The 19,277-nt window shown below is 61.7% G+C and carries 15 protein-coding genes; all 15 read left to right on the top strand.

Annotated elements, in window-relative coordinates; all coding sequences use genetic code 11:
• Positions 1–57: 57 nt before the first annotated feature.
• On the top strand, positions 58–2,088 hold the full coding sequence (locus P5689_RS13100; protein ID WP_408868547.1) for a peptidoglycan D,D-transpeptidase FtsI family protein: 2,031 nt from the start codon (positions 58–60) through the stop codon (positions 2,086–2,088).
• 4 nt (positions 2,089–2,092) lie between these two features.
• Entirely contained in the window at positions 2,093–3,556 is a 1,464-nt protein-coding gene (locus P5689_RS13095; RefSeq protein ID WP_285533495.1) for a UDP-N-acetylmuramoyl-L-alanyl-D-glutamate--2,6-diaminopimelate ligase, read from the top strand.
• Positions 3,553–4,929 (top strand): UDP-N-acetylmuramoyl-tripeptide--D-alanyl-D-alanine ligase, encoded by a 1,377-nt coding sequence (gene murF, locus P5689_RS13090; RefSeq protein ID WP_285533494.1) that lies wholly within the window; start codon positions 3,553–3,555, stop codon positions 4,927–4,929. Before P5689_RS13095 ends, murF begins: the two co-directional genes overlap by 4 nt.
• Positions 4,929–6,020: a phospho-N-acetylmuramoyl-pentapeptide-transferase gene (mraY, locus tag P5689_RS13085; RefSeq protein WP_023977565.1), complete on the top strand. Its 1,092-nt coding sequence runs from the start codon at positions 4,929–4,931 to the stop codon at positions 6,018–6,020. The genes murF and mraY overlap by 1 nt, the downstream gene beginning before the upstream one ends.
• Before the next feature lies 1 nt (position 6,021).
• Complete coding sequence (gene murD, locus P5689_RS13080) at positions 6,022–7,389, top strand: UDP-N-acetylmuramoyl-L-alanine--D-glutamate ligase (RefSeq protein WP_023977566.1); 1,368 nt, start codon at positions 6,022–6,024, stop codon at positions 7,387–7,389.
• A gap of 27 nt (positions 7,390–7,416) precedes the next feature.
• Positions 7,417–8,610, top strand: a complete 1,194-nt coding sequence (locus tag P5689_RS13075) for an FtsW/RodA/SpoVE family cell cycle protein (protein WP_023977567.1) — start codon at positions 7,417–7,419, stop codon at positions 8,608–8,610.
• Entirely contained in the window at positions 8,607–9,722 is a 1,116-nt protein-coding gene (gene murG / locus P5689_RS13070) for an undecaprenyldiphospho-muramoylpentapeptide beta-N-acetylglucosaminyltransferase (protein WP_285533492.1), read from the top strand. The genes P5689_RS13075 and murG overlap by 4 nt, the downstream gene beginning before the upstream one ends.
• Positions 9,723–9,823: 101 nt before the next feature.
• Positions 9,824–11,242, top strand: a complete 1,419-nt coding sequence (murC, locus tag P5689_RS13065) for a UDP-N-acetylmuramate--L-alanine ligase (protein ID WP_023977569.1) — start codon at positions 9,824–9,826, stop codon at positions 11,240–11,242.
• Positions 11,239–12,150 carry a UDP-N-acetylmuramate dehydrogenase gene (gene murB / locus P5689_RS13060; protein ID WP_285533490.1) on the top strand — a complete coding sequence of 304 codons (912 nt, stop codon included), beginning with the start codon at positions 11,239–11,241 and terminating at the stop codon, positions 12,148–12,150. The genes murC and murB overlap by 4 nt, the downstream gene beginning before the upstream one ends.
• Entirely contained in the window at positions 12,147–13,085 is a 939-nt protein-coding gene (locus P5689_RS13055; RefSeq protein ID WP_285533489.1) for a D-alanine--D-alanine ligase, read from the top strand. The genes murB and P5689_RS13055 overlap by 4 nt, the downstream gene beginning before the upstream one ends.
• Positions 13,082–14,167, top strand: coding sequence for an FtsQ-type POTRA domain-containing protein (locus P5689_RS13050; RefSeq protein ID WP_285533488.1), 1,086 nt, complete (start codon positions 13,082–13,084; stop codon positions 14,165–14,167). Before P5689_RS13055 ends, P5689_RS13050 begins: the two co-directional genes overlap by 4 nt.
• Entirely contained in the window at positions 14,164–15,564 is a 1,401-nt protein-coding gene (ftsA, locus tag P5689_RS13045; protein WP_023977573.1) for a cell division protein FtsA, read from the top strand. Before P5689_RS13050 ends, ftsA begins: the two co-directional genes overlap by 4 nt.
• 83 nt (positions 15,565–15,647) lie before the next feature.
• Complete coding sequence (ftsZ, locus tag P5689_RS13040) at positions 15,648–17,123, top strand: cell division protein FtsZ (RefSeq protein WP_023977574.1); 1,476 nt, start codon at positions 15,648–15,650, stop codon at positions 17,121–17,123.
• A 168-nt stretch (positions 17,124–17,291) separates the two neighbouring features.
• Positions 17,292–18,299, top strand: coding sequence for a UDP-3-O-acyl-N-acetylglucosamine deacetylase (lpxC, locus tag P5689_RS13035; RefSeq protein WP_081866797.1), 1,008 nt, complete (start codon positions 17,292–17,294; stop codon positions 18,297–18,299).
• 79 nt (positions 18,300–18,378) lie between these two features.
• Complete coding sequence (locus P5689_RS13030; protein WP_023977576.1) at positions 18,379–19,257, top strand: outer membrane protein assembly factor BamD; 879 nt, start codon at positions 18,379–18,381, stop codon at positions 19,255–19,257.
• Positions 19,258–19,277: the final 20 nt, after the last annotated feature.

Here is a 19,277-nt window from a genome sequence, read left to right as displayed (position 1 = left end):
GCATCGTCTCGCGCCGAGGGAAAGACCACTAAGAGGGTTCGGGCCTCGCTCGACCAGATGCATACGCGACTGATTGGCGTGGGGCTCGGCTTCATGCTGCTTTTCAGCCTTGTCGCGGCCAAACTCAGCCTTGCCACCGTGTTTATGCCCATGGCGCCCGAGAAGCGTCAGATTGCCTCCCAGGTTCCGGAAATCCCCAAAAGCGATCCAAAGGGTCAGGTTGCCGGTGACTTCTCGCTCCCCGACGTGCACCGCGCGAGCATTGTCGATCGCAACGGTCAGACGCTTGCCCTGTCCCTGCCTGTGGCGCAGGTCTATGCAAACCCCATGGAGCTGATCGACGCGGCCGATGCGGCAAAAAAGCTCAAGAGCGTGCTTCCGCAACTGGATGAAGCCGAAACCACACGTCGACTCTCGCTCAAAAAGCAGTTCGTCTATATCGCGCGTGACATCTCGCCGGTGCAGGAAATTGCGATCAACAATCTTGGCATCCCCGGCATCTATTTCGAGGCCAGTGAGCGGCGTCATTATCCGCTAGGGCGCACCGCTGCTCAGATTCTGGGCGGCGTGGATATTGACGATCATGGTGTGGCTGGCGTCGAACGCTACTTCAACGAGCGCCTCAACAAGGATCGTACCCCACTGCGCCTGTCGCTTGATGTGCGTATCCAGGCCGTGGCGCGTGAAGTGACCCAGGCGGCAATGGATGAGTTCCAGGCCATCGGTGCGGCTGCCATCGTCATGGATGTGAATACAGGCGAGATCATCTCCATGGTCAGCCTGCCTGATTATGATGCCAATGAATTCGGCCATGCGCCTGCCGATGCCCGTTTCAACCGCGCTGTTACGGGCATGTATGAGCCCGGCTCGACCTTCAAGCTGCAGACAGCGGCCATGGCCATCGAGTACGGTGTTGCCCATATCTGGGACCGCTTCTCGACCATTCCCATCCATATCGGCCGGTTCACCATCTCTGACATCAAGACCGATCATTTCGCCCCTTGGCTGGCGTTGCCTGATGTTCTCGCAAAATCCTCGAACCCGGCAGCTGCCCATATTGCGCTCGATGTCGGCGCGAAAAGGCAGCAGGAATGGCTGCGGACGATGGGTTTCTTCAACCGCGTGCCTATCGAGCTGCCCGAGGCCGGGCGTCCGATCGTGCCGTCCTCGAAGAACTGGGGCATATCGACCGTCATGACGGTCGGCTTCGGTCACGGCGTTGCCGAGCCACCGCTCTCGATCGTGCGCGGCACGGCGGCGACAGTGAATGGCGGCATCCTGATCAAGCCAACCCTCCTCGCCCGCGAGCAGGATGATGGCACCAACGCCGCGACGGACCAAATACCGGGAAATGCCTCACCTCCGCCCACAGGCGACGCCGCATCGCAGAATGGCGCGCTGAACACGGCCCCTGCCACCACGCAAGCCTCTCACGCGCCTGTCGTCCCGGCGGCCTTCAAGCCGGACGCCGACACCAGTAGCGATGCCCCTGCGCCGCCGCCTGCCCCGCAAGGCGAACGTGTCGTGTCAGAGGAAAATTCAAAACTTATCCGCAAGATGCTGCGTCTCGATGTGACACAGGGTACGGCACGTAGCGCCGAGGTGCCGGGCTACTTCGTGGGCGGCAAGACCGGCACGGCAGAAAAGGTCGGCCCCAATGGTCGTTACCTCAAGCACGTCAATATCTCGGCCTTCACCTCCATCTTCCCGATGAACGCGCCGCGTTATGCCGTGTACGTCATGCTCGACTCTCCGCATCCTACGCCCAAGACGCATGGCTTTGTGACCTCCGGCTGGAATGCGGCGCCAACCACCGGCAAGCTGATTGCGCGTATCGGCCCGATGCTCGGCCTGTTTCCGGACACCAAGAACGTTGCCCGTATCGACGCCGAGATGGCCATACCGCTTGAACCCGGCATTCCCGCCGGGCGTCGCGCTCTCGGGCCGGGTAATGATCCCGGCGACCCGCGTATTGCCGCGCAGAAGGAAGAAGCCGAGAAGAAAGCTGCCAAGGCTGCCGAGAAAGCGGCGAAGCTCGCCGCCAAAGCCGCCGATCGCGCCGCGCACCACATTCCCGAACGAGGCTGAGCCCATGCGTCTTTCCGAGATCCTGAAGCGGGCCGGACTAACGGTCCCGCCTCTTGTCGTTGACCCTGAAATTCATGGCATCACAGCGGATAGTCGTGCGGTGCGGCCGGGTATGATCTTCGCCGCCCTGCCCGGCGTTGCTGTCGATGGCGCGACGTTCATTCCGCAGGCGCTCGCACAAGGTGCCTCGGCCCTGCTGGCCTCAGACGCGGTGACCCCTGCTTTTTCCGTACCCTGCGTCTCGTCGTCCTCGCCTCGCCATGCGCTGGCGCTCATGGCCGCCCTCCTTGCCGGGCCCCAGCCAGCGCATATCGCTGCGGTAACAGGAACAAACGGCAAAAGCAGCACCGCAGATTTCCTGCGTCAGTTCTGGTCCATGAGCGGCAATCCCGCTGCCAGCATCGGCACGCTGGGACTGATCAGCGATATTCCCGTCGAGGCCCCGCCGCCACTTACGACGCCCGACGCCGTCTCGATGGCCCAGACACTGGCCCAGCTCAAAGCTGCTGGCATCAATCATGTCGCGCTGGAGGCCTCGTCTCACGGTCTTGATCAGCATCGTCTGGATGGCGTGCGTCTCGGCGCGGGCGGGTTCTGCAATCTGACACGCGACCATCTGGATTATCACGGGACGATGGACGCCTATCGCACCGCCAAGCTGCGCCTTTTTGCCGATCTGTTGCCCGACGGGGCCATTGCTGCCTTCAACGCGGACATGGATGCGCAAACTGTCACGGCCCTGCGCGATCTGGCGCAGGCACGACGCCTCAAGCCGCGCAGCGTGGGCGAACAGGGTGAGACGATCCGTCTGCTGAATGCCACCCCATTGCCGCATGGTCAGATTGTCTCCCTCGCCCTGTTCGGTGAGAAACTGCCCGACCTCACTATCGGGCTGACGGGCCGCTTTCAGGTTGATAACGTGCTTCTGGCGGCGTCGATGATCTGGGCGCAGGACGATCAGGCGCGGGGTACTCTCGACCTCATCCCCCATCTGCAAGGCGTGCGCGGTCGCGCAGAACTGGCCGTGACGCTGGATAATGGTGCCGGTGTCTATGTCGATTACGCCCACACCCCCGACGCGCTGGATCATCTGCTGCACAGCCTGCGCCCTCATGCTCAGAACCGCCTGATTGTCGTATTCGGTGCCGGTGGGGACCGTGACCGGGGCAAGCGTCCCCTCATGGGTGGCATCGCTGCGAAACTGGCCGATCTGGCGATTGTGACGGATGATAACCCGCGCAGCGAGGATCCCGCCTCAATCCGCGCCGCCATCCGTGCCGCCTGCCCTGATGCCCTGGAAATCGGGGACAGACGCGCGGCCATTGCCGCTGCCCTGTCCGAAGCCAGACTGGGTGATGTGGTGGTCGTGGCGGGCAAGGGCCATGAAAGTGGACAGACCGTGGCTGGTGTCACGACCCCGTTTGACGACCGTGCGGTGATCCGCGAACTGGCCGGGGTGCCGGCATGACACCGATCTGGACCAGCACCGAGCTTCGTGAGGCCACATCAGGCCAGCTCATTGCCGATGTCGCCGTCACTGGCATCTCCATCGATACCCGCACGCTGGAACCGGGAGACCTGTTCATCGCCCTCGTGGGCGATACCAGCGACGGCCATGCCCATATCGCGACGGCACTGGAGAAAGGCGCGGCCTGCGTTATGGTTCACAGTGCGTCAGGCAGCGACGACCCGCGATTGCTGCATGTGCAGGACACCATGCAGGGGCTACGCGCCCTGGCACAGGCCGCACGGGCGCGTTTCACCGGTGTGATGATCGGTGTGACGGGATCGGTCGGCAAGACCACGACCAAGAACATGCTGCATTGCGCCCTCTCGGCGCTCGGGCCGACCCATGCGGCAGTCGCCTCCTACAACAACCACTGGGGTGTCCCGCTGACGCTCGCCCGTATGCCGCGCGACGCCGCATTCTGCGTGGCCGAGATCGGCATGAACCATCGTGGTGAGATCGCTCCACTGGCCGGGATGGTGCGCCCCGATGCAGCGGTCATCACCACCATAGGCAGCTCGCATCTGGGCTATATGGGGAGCGTGGAGGCCATTGCAGAGGAAAAATCCGACCTGATCCGCGCCCTCAGTAACGCTGGAGTGGCGCTGGTTCCAGACGATACAGGCCTGGACGCCGTTTTCGAGGATGCTGCCGCACAGGCCGGGTGCCGCCTGGCCCGTGTCGGTCTGGGCGAGAACGCCGATTATCGTCTGAACGGGGTGCATACTGCGCCAGAAGGCTCACAATTCACGCTCGGTTGTCGTGACGGAATGAGTTATGCGGTGGCGCTTGCTGCACCGGGAGCCCATCTCGTTCGCAACGCAGGCATGGCCCTTGCGGCCCTTCAGGCGCTCGGCCTGCCTCTTGCCCACCCCATAGCGGCTCTGGCCGCGTGGCGCCCCGGCGCGGGGCGTGGCCAGGTTCAGCCTATCTTGGCCGGTCAGGCTGCCCTGCTGGATGAGAGCTACAACGCCTCGGTCCTTTCCATCCGTGCAGCGCTGGAGACGCTCTCTCTCGTGCCGGGCCAGCGAAAAATCGCCGTTCTGGGTGATATCCGCGAACTGGGTGACTTTGCCGAGTCAGAGCATCTCTCACTCGTGCCGGATGTCACAGCGAACGCCGATCTGGTTTTTTGCTGCTGCCCGCATATGCGCCATGTTTTTGACGCTCTTCCCGAAGAAAAGCGTGGCGTCTGGCAATCAGACGCGGCATCTCTCGCCCCCTTCGTCCAATCCAATCTGAAAGCCGGTGACGTGGTTCTCGTAAAAGGCAGTCTTGGCAGTCGCATGCGCGATATTGTCACCCCTCTTCTTGCAGGGGGCGTGCAGGCCTGATGCTGTATAATCTTATCGCCATCCACGACACGACTCATGGCGGCTTCTTCAATCTGTTCCATTACCTGACATTCCGCTCAGGCGGCGCATGCCTGACGGCTTTCGTCATTTCGCTGGTTTTCGGGCGTCCCTTTATTGCGCAGCTCAAGCGTATCCAGCGCGAGGGGCAGCCCATTCGCACACTCGGCCCGGAACGCCATATCCTCGAAAAAGCCGGCACCCCCACAATGGGCGGCATGCTCATCCTGATCGCGCTTTTTGCTTCCACCTTGCTCTGGGCCGATCTCACGAACGGCTTCGTCTGGGCCGTCATGTTCGTGACAGCCGCTTTCGGTGCGGTAGGGTTTGCGGATGACTATCTCAAGCTGTCGCGTCGCAACACGGCAGGCGTATCCAAGCGAGCCCGATTGGGGAGCGAATTCGCTGCCTCGCTGATTGCCGGCTACTGGATGGAAAGCCTGATGCCGCCCGAACTGCGCAATATGGTGGCCTTTCCGTTCGTGAAAGACTTCCTGCTGCCGCTCGGCTTTGCCTTTCCGCTTTTTGCCATGCTCACCATGACCGGGTTCGGCAATGCGGTGAACTTTACCGACGGCCTCGACGGGCTCGCCATCGTGCCTGTCGTGATCGCTTCGCTGGTGTTCGCGCTGATCGCCTATCTGGTCGGCAATCGCGTTTTCGCCGATTATCTGCAGCTCCACCTTGTCCCCGGCACCGGCGAGCTTGCGGTTTTCTGCGCGGCGCTTATCGGCGCAGGGCTCGGCTTTCTCTGGTTCAATGCGACCCCGGCCGATGTGTTCATGGGCGATACGGGCTCACTCTCGCTGGGTGGCGCTCTGGGCGCTGTCGCGGTAGCGGTCAAGCATGAGCTGGTGCTTTGCATCGTGGGCGGGCTTTTCGTGGTCGAGACGCTCTCCGTGGTCATTCAGGTGTTCTGGTACAAGCGCACAAAAAAGCGCGTCTTTCTGATGGCCCCGCTGCATCATCACTTCGAAAAGAAGGGGTGGCAGGAGCCCAAGATTGTCATCCGGTTCTGGATCGTGTCCATCCTGCTCGGCCTGGCTGGCCTTGCCACGCTGAAGCTGCGCTGAGATGACGGGTCGCCCCTTCCCCTCCGATCTGTTTGCCGGGTCGCGCTTTGCTGTGGTCGGCCTTGGCCGCAATGGCCATGCTGTCGTCAAGGCCCTGCTTGGCATGGGGGCAGAAGTTCAGGCCTGGGATGACAAATCACCCCCGGCCCCTGATGCTTATGGGGCGCAGGGCGAAAATAGCCGCTTTACCGCAGCCCCTCTGGAGGACCTGACGGGGTTCGAGGCGCTGATCCTCTCACCGGGCATTCCTCACAGGCTTCCGAGCCCTCACCCCGTCGCCGTCAAGGCACGTGACGCTGGCGTCCCCGTTCTGTCCGATGCCGAAATCCTATATCGTGCGGTGCGCAAGGCGGGCTCGAAGGCCCGTTTCGCCTCGATCACCGGGACGAACGGCAAATCCACGACGACTGCCCTGCTCGCCCACATGCTTGATAGAGCCGGAGTGCCCGTTCTGGCCGGGGGCAATCTCGGTACGGCCTCGCTTGCCCTGCCGCTCCTGCCGGATGACGGCGTGTATGTCATCGAGATGTCGTCCTATATGCTGGAGCGTCTGGACCAGTATCATGCTGCGACAGCCTGCCTGCTCAATCTGACGCCGGATCATCTGGACCGTCACGGGGATATGGCGGGCTATGCCGCAGCCAAACGCCACGTTTTCGATAACATGACCCCGGGTGATCTCGCTGTGGTGGGCATGGATGACACCTACACACGCGCCGAGGCATCAACGCTGATTGCCGAGGGTCTGAACGTCGTCACGATCTCGGTTCATGATGAAACGCTTATCGCGCCGGTTGCGAAAGCCCTTGAAGCAGCGCCCGCCCTGCCCGGCGCGCATAATCTGCAGAATGCTCTCGTGGCACGGGCGATGGCAAAGCATCTGGGGCTGGACGACCGCGCCATCGAAACCGGCCTGACCACCTATCCGGGCCTGCCGCATCGTCAGGCGTTGGCGGGCGTCGTTGATGGTATCCGTTTCATCAATGACAGCAAGGCGACCAACGCCGAAGCCGCCGAAAAGGCGCTGCTCTGCTATGACAAGGTCATCTGGATTGCGGGGGGTACGGCCAAATCGGGTGGGATCGAGGCACTGGCGCCATTATTCGATCGAATTGCCAAGGCTTTTCTGATCGGCCGCGACGCGCCCATCCTGCAGGCCACTCTGCTGGCCCACGGGGTTGCCACTGAAATCAGCCAGACTCTCGATGTTGCGACATCGGCGGCGCTGAAGACTGCTCGCGCGCTCGATGCCCCGGTTGTTCTGTTGTCGCCTGCCTGTGCAAGCTTTGACCAGTTTGCGAGTTTTGAAGCGCGCGGCGCGTCTTTTATCGATATCCTGACTCGTCTCAGCGATTCAGAAACGCCCTGATCCGAAGGGCCGAGGGGTTAGGGAAACATGGCAGGGCTTTCACGTGTCGATACGTCCCGCATAGGGCGCTGGTGGCGCAATGTGGATCGCATCACCTTGTGCTGCGTCGGGGTGCTGATTGCTTTTGGCTATGTCCTGATGCTGGCCGCCAGTCCTGCCGTCGCCGTGCGCATTGGCGCCTCACGCGAGATGTTCATCCTCAAACAGGTGATCTTTTTGCTTCTGGCGGGTGGGGTCGTGCTGCTTGTCTCCGGCCTGTCGCGTGAAGCGGTCAAACGCCTCGCGCTCATCGGCGGTGTCATTGCGTTGGCGGCTACTTTCATGACGCTCGTTCATGGCGTCGAGATCAAAGGGGCGCGGCGCTGGATTGCGCTGCCCATGATGTCGGTCCAGCCCTCCGAGTTCCTCAAGCCGTTCTTTGCAGTGGTGACGGGATGGCTGCTTGCCGAGCAAAGGCGGCGGGTCATTTTCGGCTCGGTGCGTTTCCCTGGCATGCTCATCGCCTTCGGTTGTTTCGGGCTTATCCTGCTGCTGCTCAAGTCACAGCCTGATATCGGCATGTTGTCGGTCATCACGATGGTCTTTTTCATCCAGCTTTTCGTGAATGGCCTGCCCATCATTTTTGTTGGTGCTGGCGTAGGAGCCATGATCGCGGCGTTTGCGGGCGCCTATGTCGCGTTTCCACATGTGCGCTCGCGCGTGGAGCGCTTCCTGCACCCCAATGTGGGCGACCATTATCAGATCGACACCGCGCTGCGTGCCTTTGGCAATGGCGGCATGATGGGGCGTGGCCCCGGTGAAGGCCGGGTGAAGGATCTGCTGCCAGACGCCCATGCCGATTTCGTCTTTGCTGTGGCGGGCGAGGAGTACGGGCTGTTCATCTGCCTCTTCATCATCCTGATCTTCACAGTCATTGTGGTGCGCACGCTGCTCAAGCTCATGCGCGAGAGCGACCCGTTCGTGATCACGGCCGCGTCGGGGCTGGTTGCCGGCTTCGGGCTGCAGGCCTTCATCAATATGGGCTCGACCTTGCATCTGATCCCCACCAAGGGCATGACGCTGCCCCTCATTTCCTATGGTGGCTCCTCGGCCATCTCCATCGCCCTCACCCTTGGCATGGTGCTGGCCCTGACACGCCATCAGGTTTCGGCCAGCCCCATCAGTTCGCACTATGCCGGTCAGGGGCACTGGACGTCGCTTCGTGAAGGATCCAATTCGTGAAAAGCCCCATCGTGATTGCTGCCGGTGGCACAGGCGGCCATTTCTTCCCCGCTGAGGCGCTCGCGACCGAACTTGCGGCACGCGGGCATGATCTGGTCCTGATGACCGACAAGCGAGCCGGTAAGAGAACGAGCGGTATGTTTCAGGACAGGCCGCAATATGTGCTTGATGGCACAGGTGTGGCTGGCAAGGGTATTGCTGCCAAGCTCCGCGGTGTGACTTCGCTTCTGCGTGGTGCCTGGGAGGCCCGCAGCCTGCATAAACAGATCGCGCCCGTCGCCGTGATCGGCTTTGGCGGCTATCCGTCGGTGCCCCCCATTCTGGGCAGTCGTCTTCTGACTGGCGGACGCAAGCCGATCGTGATCCTTCATGAAGGCAATGCCGTGCTCGGGCAGGCCAATGCCCTGCTGGCCCGCTTCGCCAGCGCCATCGCGACATCTTTCCCCACCGTCGCCCGTCTGCCGCTTGGGCTGCGCACGGCCCTGACCGGCATGCCGGTGCGGCCCGCCATCGAGGCGCTGCTCGATGAGCCCTATACTCCGCCCGAAGAGGCAATCAATCTCCTGATCTGGGGTGGGTCCCTGGGCGCCAGGGTGTTCTCGACCACCATGCCCGCCGCTCTGGCCCAGTTGCCCGCAGGGTTCCGTGCCCGTCTGCGCGTGACGCAGCAGGTGCATGCGAAGGACATTGCCGAAACACGCGCCGCCTACGAGGCCGCAGGAATAGAATGCACACTGGCGCCGTTTTTCAGTGATGTCGCCACATTGCTTCGGCAGGCGCATCTGGTGATCGGGCGCGCCGGAGGCTCCTCTGTGGCAGAGCTTACCATTGCGGGTCGTCCGTCCATTCTCGTCCCCCTGCCCATTGCTGCGTCAGACGAACAGGGCGCCAATGCCACACAGCTCGTCGATGCTGGCGGTGCCTGGATGTTTCGCCAGAAGGACTTCACCCCCGAGGCGATATCAGCCTTTCTTGGCACCTTGCTGAATGACCCCGAACGTCTGGCGATGGCGGCGAAGGCCGCACGCGGTTTTGCCCATCCCCACAGCGCCAAACTGCTGGCCGACCTTGTCGAAGCCCGCATTTCGGACTACCGCTCCCCTGTTTCGTGATGGGTAGCCTCTTCGCTCACATCCATCGCTAACCCGCCTCCGTTCTTCTGTCCTTAACCCGATCTTCCTGTTTTTTCGCAGTTACTCTGAAAGCCTGGTTCATGCGCGCACTCCCCCTTTCCATCGGAACCATCCATTTCGTCGGTATTGGCGGGATTGGCATGTCAGGAATTGCCGAGGTGCTGCATATGCTCGGCTACAAGGTTCAGGGGTCGGATATCAGCGAAAACGCCAATGTGCTGCGCCTGCGCAAGCTCGGTATTGTCGTCGCGATCGGCCATGACGAGGGTAATCTGGGCGCGGCTCAGGTTGTGGTCACCTCAACGGCCGTGAAGAAGGACAATCCCGAGGTTCTGGCGGCGCGCGCAAGGCTAATCCCCGTCGTGCGTCGTGCCGAAATGCTGGCCGAACTCATGCGCCTGCGCTGGGCGGTGGCGATTGGCGGCACCCATGGCAAGACAACCACCACAAGCCTCGTGGCCTGCGTGCTCGAACAGGCCAAACTCGACCCGACCGTGATTAATGGCGGCATCATCGAGGCTTACGGCACCAACACCCGCATGGGTTCGGGTGACTGGATGGTGGTCGAGGCCGATGAGAGCGATGGCTCCTTCCTGCGTCTGCCTGCGGTCATTGCCGTGGTCACCAATATGGACCCCGAACATCTGGACCATTGGGGCACGGCAGAAGCCATGCAGGCGGCCTATGACCAGTTCGTGTCCAACATTCCGTTCTATGGGTTTGCCGTGCTGTGCATCGATCATCCTGCCGTACAGCAGATGATCCCGCGCCTGTCAGACCATCGTATCGTGACCTATGGCTTCAGCCCGCAGGCCGATATCCGCGCTGACAAGCTGATTACCGACCGTCTGGGCGCCACATTCGAGGTGGTGATCACCAACCGCACGCGGAAAACCACGCGTCGCGCCGGGCCGTTCCGCCTGCCCATGCTGGGCCAGCACAACGTGCTCAACGCACTCGCTGCCATCGCCGTCGCCAGCGAGATGGATATCAGTGACGAGACCATTCGCCTTGCGCTCGCCGGGTTCCGCGGCGTCAAGCGTCGTTTCACGCGTTGCGGTGATTTCAATGGCATCACGGTTATTGACGACTACGGTCATCACCCGGTCGAGATTGCCGCCGTGCTGCGCGCCGCGCGTCAGGCTGGCGCACGCGATGTGATTGCCGTGGTGCAGCCGCATCGCTACTCGCGCCTTCAAGCCCTGTTCAGCGATTTCTGCACCTGCATGAACGACGCTGGAACGGTTATCGTGACAGATGTCTATGCTGCCGGTGAAGCGCCGATCGAGGGCGTCAGCCGCGACACACTAATCGAGGGACTGCGTGCGAGCGGCCATCGCTCCGTGGTGCCGTTGCCCGGCCCCGAACATCTGGCCGAGATGATCAACGCCATCGCCAAGCCGGGTGACTTCGTTGTGTGCCTCGGCGCGGGCACCATCACCAACTGGGCCCATGCACTGCCGGGCCAGCTTGCCGCACTCAATGGCAAGGCATCATGAGCACGAAGCTGAATCAGCTTTCGCCGCGTGGCCGGTTGAATTTCGACGCCCCGCTCAGCCCGCGCGCCTGGTTTCGCACGGGCGGTAATGCCGAAGCCCTTTTCGTGCCCAAGGATGTGCAGGACCTTGCCGACACTCTGGCGGCCCTCCCCGGAGGGGTTCCGGTCACGGTGCTTGGCGCCTGTTCGAATGTCATCATCCGCGATGGTGGGATCGAAGGACTTGTGGTGCGCATGGCGGGTGGTTTCGCCGATATCATCATCGAGCCCGATGGTCTCGTGGCCGGTGCTGCAGCGCTGGACATGATCGTGGCCGAGCAGGCTGCCGCAGCGGGTCTGACCGGGCTAGAATTTCTGGCTGGAATTCCTGGCTCCATTGGCGGGGCGGTGGTCATGAATGCCGGCGCTTATGGCTCTGACATCAATGCCGTGCTCGACTGGGCTGAAATCCTCCTGCCCGACGGGACGATCACGCGTCTGGGCAATGCCGAACTGGCCTTCAGCTATCGTCATGCCAGTCTGCCTGATGGGGCCATCGTGTTAAGGGCGCGGCTGCGAGCCCAACCGGACGACCGCGAACAGATCCGCACCCATATCGCGGGCATCAAGGCCGCCCGCGAGGCCTCGCAACCCGTCAAGGCCCGCACGGGCGGCTCGACCTTCCGCAATCCTGACGGCCACAAGGCCTGGCAGTTGATTGACGACGCCGGATGCCGTGGCCTCACCCGGGGTGGTGCGCAGGTGAGCGAAAAACACTGTAATTTCCTGCTCAATCTCGGCACTGCCACAAGCCGCGATCTGGAAGATCTGGGTGACGAAGTCCGTGCGCGCGTCCTTGCCCAGAGCGGTATCGCCCTGCATTGGGAAATCAAACGCCTCGGAAAACCGTCATCGGGAGAACAGCCATGAGTCTGAAGATTGCCGTCCTTCAGGGAGGCATTTCGAGCGAACGGCCTGTCAGCCTGCGTAGTGGCGCGGGCGTTGCACAGGCTCTCGTTGAAGCCGGCCATGATGTTGTCAGTGTCGATGCCGGCCCCGATCTGGCCGAAACGATCCGCGCCCTGCGCGCTGCGGCACCGGATGTCGTGTTCAATGCGCTGCATGGCCCGCTGGGTGAAGATGGTGCCATTCAGGGCGTTCTGGAATGGCTGGGCCTGACCTACACCCATTCCTCCATACGGGCTTCCTCGCTCGCCATGGACAAGGAGGCCTCGCGTCGCGTGTTTGCTGCGGCCGGTCTGCCCGTGGCCGAAGGGCGCGTCGTGACGATGGACGAACTTGCCGCAGCTGACCCTCTACCGACGCCCTATGTGGTCAAGCCCATCGCCGAAGGGTCATCATTCGGGGTCGAGATTGTCCGGACCGGCAGCAACCGCCGTCAGACCATTGCCTCGAACTGGGCCTTTGGCCGCGAGGCGCTGGTTGAGGAATATATCCCGGGTCGCGAACTCACCGTTGCCGTGCTGGGTGACCGGGCCCTGACCGTGACTGATATCGTGGCGGCGTCTCCCACAGGCGATTTCTACGATTTCGACGCGAAATACGCACCCGGTGGTTCCGTGCATCACGTGCCAGCGCAAGTGCCCGAGGCCATTTTCACCCAGGCCTTGCGCGTGGCCGAGAACGCCCATCGTGCGCTGGGCTGCTCGGGTGCCTCGCGAGCCGATTTCCGTTATGACGAGGAAACGTCCCGTCTGATCCTTCTGGAAGTCAATACGCAACCTGGCATGACCGCGACCTCTCTCCTGCCGGAACAGGCCGCCTATTGTGGCATTTCCTACCCGGAACTCTGCGACTGGATCGTGCGTGATGCTCTCACCACGCGAGGCAAACGGGCCAGATGAGAAATCGGCGGCCGGAAGCTCCTTATCGCGGACCAGTGCAGCAGGACAGACCAGCGCGTCTCGTACTGTTCATGCGCCGCCACAAGCGGGGCCTGCGCGTATTTCTGGCCTTCCTTTTTCTGCTGGCCGTAGCAGGGATTGCAGCGTCGTTTCTGCGCCTTTCGGCCTCCGAGGCGCGTTTTGCGCCCTATCGCGCAAAGCTCGTTCAGTACCTGCCATTCCAGATCAAGACGATCCGGGTCGAGGGGCGCAACCTCACGCCGGAAGACGATCTGATGCGGGCTCTCGGCACCTCGGTCGGCAAGCCGATTTTCGGATTCTCGGTCTCGGCGGCGCGTGATCGTATCGACACCCTGCCCTTTATCGATCATGCGACAGTCGAACGGCATATGCCCGACACAATTGTCATCAAGATCACCGAACGCAGCCCGGTGGCCGTCTGGCAGGACCATGGACAGTTCATCCTGATCAACCGCGCTGGCGAGCGCGTGCCGGACCAGGGGCTTGAAGGCAAGAATGGTCAGGCCTTCATCAAGCTGCCGCTGGTTGTTGGCGAGGGCGCAAACCTTGCGGCCTCCACGCTGGTTGACGCGCTGACGGCCAATCCATCGGTCAAGGAGTTCGTCGTCGCAGCCGTACGCGTCGGGCAGCGTCGCTGGAACCTGACCCTGCGTGATGGCGCAACCGTCCTCCTGCCGGAGGGACAGGAACAGGCGGCGCTTGCACGTCTTGCGCAGTATCAGGGTCAGTTCCGCCTGCTGGAGCGCCCGGTCGTTTCGATCGATATGCGCCTGCCGGATCGTATGGTCATTCACCAGCCCCCCGCGCCGGTTGCCGATCCGAATGCCCCGCAGGATTCGTCGGATACCAACCAGGTTAAACAACCCGGCACCGATGCCTCCAACACGGGTAATGGCGCGACCGTGAGGAGCGGCGGACAAGCCGGATCACCGCAGAAATCAGGACCGGGAACTGCCGGAAATCCGCCGCAATCAACGCACAAACCGGGCCATGCTGCCACTCAGCGCGGCCATGATAGCCAAGCCCCCTCCTCCGCAGATGGAGCCTCGACCGAAGAATGAACGACCTCGTGGCCACAGACCCGGACTCGCCGCGCAAGAAGCGCCGACGGACAGTGCGCAGCCGCGCGCTCCTGCCGGTCAGCACAGGGCAGAGACATCACGAACGCTCCGAAGATCATATTCTCGCCCTGCCCCCGGCAGATGAGCCTGCCATGCCCAGACACTGGCGCGTGGGCGTTTTTGGTGTGCTGGACATTGGATCGACCAAGATGACCTGCCTCATCGGACGCGGCGAGGCCGATGGTACGCTGCGCGTGCTTGGCTATGGCTGGCGCCGTTCGCGCGGAATACGCAACGGTAATATCGTCGACCTGAAAGAGGCTGAGCAGGCCATACGCGCCACTGTTGGTCAGGCTGAAGATGCGGCCGACCGTCGCCTTGACAATATCGCTGTCAACCTCTCCTGCGGTCACCCCGAGAGCCGTCTGTTCAATGCGCGTATGCCCATCGGCGGTCATGGGGTCAGCGAGAGCGATATGGCCCGTGTGGTAGCGGAGGGCCAGGCCCGCGCCTTCACCGAGGGCCGCACCGTCATCCACACCCTGCCCATCGGTTATGCGGTGGATGACACCTATGGCATTGTCGATCCCCGAGGCCAGGTCTGTGAACAGCTTACGGCACGGCTTCATGTTGTCGATGCAGCAACGACAGCAGTCCGCACGCTGGATTCGGTCCTCATGCGTTCCGAACTCAAGATGACAGGGCTTGTTTCTGCCTCTCTCGCTTCCGGCCTTTCGGTGCTGGATGCAGACGAGCGTGAACTCGGCGCTACGGTCATCGACATGGGCGGTGGCACCACCTCCATTGCCGTGTTCGGTGACGGCATGCTGCGCCATACGGCCTTCCTGCCCGTGGGCGGATTGCACGTCACCCGTGACCTTGCGGGCATGCTCTCGACCTCGCTGGACGAGGCCGAGCGCCTCAAGACCAAATACGGGGCAGCCGAACTCTCCGCCGAGGATAGCAGCGAGCTCATCACGCTCCAGAAAATCGGCGAGGCACCCGGTACGCTGACAACCGTCTCACGCGCGAGACTGGTTTCGGCCATCAGGCCGCGCATCGAGGAAACACTCGAGCTCGTGCGCGATCGTCTGGACGATGCCGGCTTCAGCCGGACCGGCCGCGAGCGCGTCGTCCTGACCGGAGGCGCCTCCTTGCTGGATGGCGTCGGGCCGATGGCCGCACGCATTTTGGACCGCCCGGTTCGTCTTGGCCGCCCGCTGGGCATTGTGGGATTGCCCGAAATCGGCGCGAACTCCGCGGGATTCTCCACGGCATCCGGCCTGCTGGCCTGGGTCGCGGGAGCGGACCGCAGTTTTCATGATGCCGATACGCCCGAACAAAGACCGGGGGGCATGTTAAAGCGCCTGGTTCATTTCATTAGGGGTCGCACGTGACTAAAAACTAACCTATTAAGGTTATACTTTTCAGTCATTCTCCCTGAATTCGGGACTGATACCAGCCCTATCCGGATTACGCCATGACGCTCAATCTCACTGCCCCGCAATACAACTACTCTGATTTCTCTCCGCGCATCACCGTTATCGGCGTTGGTGGCGGTGGCATGAATGCCGTCAACAACATGATCGAGATGCAGTTGCAGGGCGTCGAATTCGTTGTGGCCAATACGGATGCGCAGGCTTTAGCAGGTTCACGGGCAGAACGCCGTGTGCAGCTTGGCCCTCATCTTACACAGGGCCTCGGTGCAGGCGCCAAGCCGGAAATCGGCAAGGCCGCTGCCGAGGAAGCTGCAGAAGAAATCAGCCGCCATATCGATGGCGCACACATGGTTTTCGTTACAGCCGGCATGGGTGGCGGCACTGGAACAGGCGCGGCGCCTGTCATCGCCAAGATGGCGCGCGATCGCAAAATTCTCACAGTTGGCGTGGTCAGCACACCTTTCGGCTTCGAGGGTGCACGACGCAAGAAAGTGGCCGAGGCAGGCATTGCCGAGCTTCAGCAATATGTCGATACCCTGATCGTCATTCCGAACCAGAACCTGTTCCGCATGGCAACCATGCACACCACCCTGCGTGAAGCCTTCAAGATGGCTGACGAGGTGCTCTATATGGGCGTGCGCGGCGTGACCGATCTCATGCTGGCACCCGGACTGATCAATCTCGACTTTGCCGATATCCGCACCGTCATGGCGGAAATGGGCAAGGCCATGATGGGGACAGGTGAAGCCGAGGGTGAAGATCGCGCACTCGAAGCCGCCAATCGTGCCATTTCGAACCCGCTTCTCGACGATTCGTCCATGTCCGGCGCACGCGGCCTGCTGATCAACATCACCGGTGGTGACGACCTCACCCTCTATGAAGTCGACCAGGCCGCAGAGCGTATCCGACAGGAAGTGGCCGATGACGCCACGATCATCTGGGGTTCGGCCATCGATTCGTCACTTAACGGACGTATCCGCGTGTCGGTGGTCGCGACAGGTATTGATGGCAGCCGTGCCCCTGAGCCTGAAGAGATCCAGCCGCCGGTCGAGTCCGTGCAGGAAGCGCCTGTCGTCCCGGACGGTGCGGAAGTCACGACCAACGCCAACCAGCAGCCCTTCCAGCCGGCCTCGACTTATGCGCGCCAGCAACCGCATTATGGTCTTGAAACGCAGGCCCCCGCCAGCGCGGCCCCGTCACCCCATTCAGTGCCGCCCCAGGCAGCAAAGGCGACGCCGCAGCCTGCGCCTTCCCCGCGATCAGGCCTGTTTTCTGATCAGGGACAGCGTCCCGCGCCCGAACCCCAGTCTCAGCCACGCAGCCTGTTTGGCATCGTGACGGGGGCACTTCGCGGGCGTCCGGCCCAGTCGAGCTATACCGAGCATAACGAGGCACCGCGTAATGAACCCACCGTGGTCGAACGCGCCGAGCCTTCACGTCCTGTTTCGAGCCACGACAACAGCGAAGAAAACGGTCTCGACATTCCTGCTTTTCTCCGTCGCGATCAGGGTCGCTGATATCTGACACAAAGCCACGCTCTGAAACTGATTTTTACGTGCAGTTTCAGAGCCTTAGGCCGTAATGAATGGCAACAAACATTGACTGGTCTGCCTGCCCCTTTAACGGGTAGAGCTTTCTTCAGGACCGAAACATAACGTTTCGGTAATTTGGGAGAGCATTGCATCATGCAGATCACGGCCGAAACACCGTTCAAAGCATCGATCGTGCCTCCCTCAGTTTTCAAGAATTCAGCCGATTTTTTGAGCCCCTTCAGCACCAACGCGCAGACCGTGCTCCAATGCACGCTCAAGCAGCCCATCACCTGCGTCGGTATTGGGCTCCATAGTGGCCATCAGGTGCGCATGACCCTGCGCCCTGCCCCTGTGAACCACGGTATCGTTTTCCGCAGAAGCGATCTTCCCGATGCCCTGCCGATCCCAGCGCGCTACGACAATGTGGTGTGCACACGGCTCAGCACGGTGATCGCCCGTGCCGATGCGCCAGATATCCGCGTTGCAACAATCGAACATCTGATGGCCGCCCTGCACGCCAACGGTATCGACAATGCCCTGATCGATATCGATGGCCCGGAAACACCGGTACTTGATGGTTCAGCTGCCGAATTCGATTTCCTGATCCAGTGCGCGGGCAAGACCGAGCAGGATGTTGCACGCGTCGTGATCGAGGTTCTCCGCACCGTTCGTGTGGAAGACGATAACGGAGCCTTTGCCGAGCTTCGCCCCGCACGGGCTGGCTTCGTCCTCGCCATGTCGATCGATTTCACGGCCGGCGCGATCGGCCATCAGCGCCATGCCATGCCCTTCACCCTCGACCGCTTCCGCCAGGAAGTGGGGTATTGCCGTACGTTTGTTGAGCGTAAGGAAATCGAGACCCTTCAGAAGATGGGTCTCGCCCGTGGCGGCTCTCTGCATAATGCCATCGTTGTGGAAGGCGATACGGTGCTCAATCCTTGCGGGCTGCGTCATCCCAAGGAATTCGTGCGTCACAAGCTCATGGATGCCGTGGGCGATCTCTATCTGGCCGGGCATACGCTCAAGGCTGGTTTCATGGGCCATAAATCGGGCCATGGATTGAACAACCGTCTCTTGCGCTCCCTTTTTTCCTCCGGTGAAAACTGGCGTCTGGCAGGTCAGACCGCTCGAAACAGAAGCGAAATACACGCAGCAGCGTAAGAGAAACGATCTCGTGCGCCCAGGACTTCCGCGAATGGTCAGGCGTGATATAAGACCGTTCGTCAGTGGAAGAGTCGGCATGCACCAGAATACAGAACGTCACGTACCTCCTGCCTCGAAGCGTCAGCGCGTCGTTAGCGTCCTGACGGCCGGCAGCTTTGTGCTTTTGAGCGGCTGCTCGCTCTTTTCCAACAAGGAAGAGTTCAAGGCACCGAAGGTCGCCAGTGCCGAGACGCTGTATAATTACGGCATCGATGCCCTTCATTCGAAGCGCTACACGCTGGCCAGTGGCGAATTCGAACTCCTGCAGCAGAACTACCCCTATTCGGGCTATGTCGGTAATGCCGAGCTGATGGAAGGCTATGCCTATTACCTGCAGGGTGAGTATGCACTTTCAGTCCAGCAGCTTGAGCGCTACCTGCTCCTCCACCCCACCAGCCCTGACGCCGCTTATGCCTACTACCTGCGCGCTCTTTGCTACTACGAACAGATTGCCGAAGTGCAGCGTGACCAGCAGGGTACGATCGAAGCCCTGAACGCTCTTGAGGAGGTCGTGACACGCTTCCCACAGACGGCCTATGCCCGCGACGCCCAGCTGAAGATCGACCTTTGCCGCGACCATCTTGCCGGTAAGGAAATGCTCGTCGGCCGCTACTACCAGCAGCAGCACAACTACGAGGCGGCTCTTGGCCGCTACCAGCGCGTCGTGAACGACTTCCAGACGACCAATCACGTCGCTGAAGCGCTCGAACGCATCGTCGAGGTCAGCCTTGAACTGGGTCTGGTCGACGAGGCACGCAAATCGGCTTCGGTTCTGGGTTACAACTATCCTAACAGCCAATGGTATCGTTACAGCTACAACCTGCTGCGCAACCGCGATCTCTTGCCCGATCATAGCGTCGCGCCGGGTGGCAAGCAGCGCGGTCTCTTCGGCCGCATGTGGCACTCGGTTTTCTGATCCGGACGAGACAAGGACGC

This window comes from Asaia sp. HumB, assembly GCF_030263835.1.
GTDB classification, from domain to species: Bacteria; Pseudomonadota; Alphaproteobacteria; order Acetobacterales; family Acetobacteraceae; genus Asaia; species Asaia bogorensis.
Note: the sequence above shows the minus strand (reverse complement) of the source record. Positions and strands in the feature narration are given on the sequence as shown.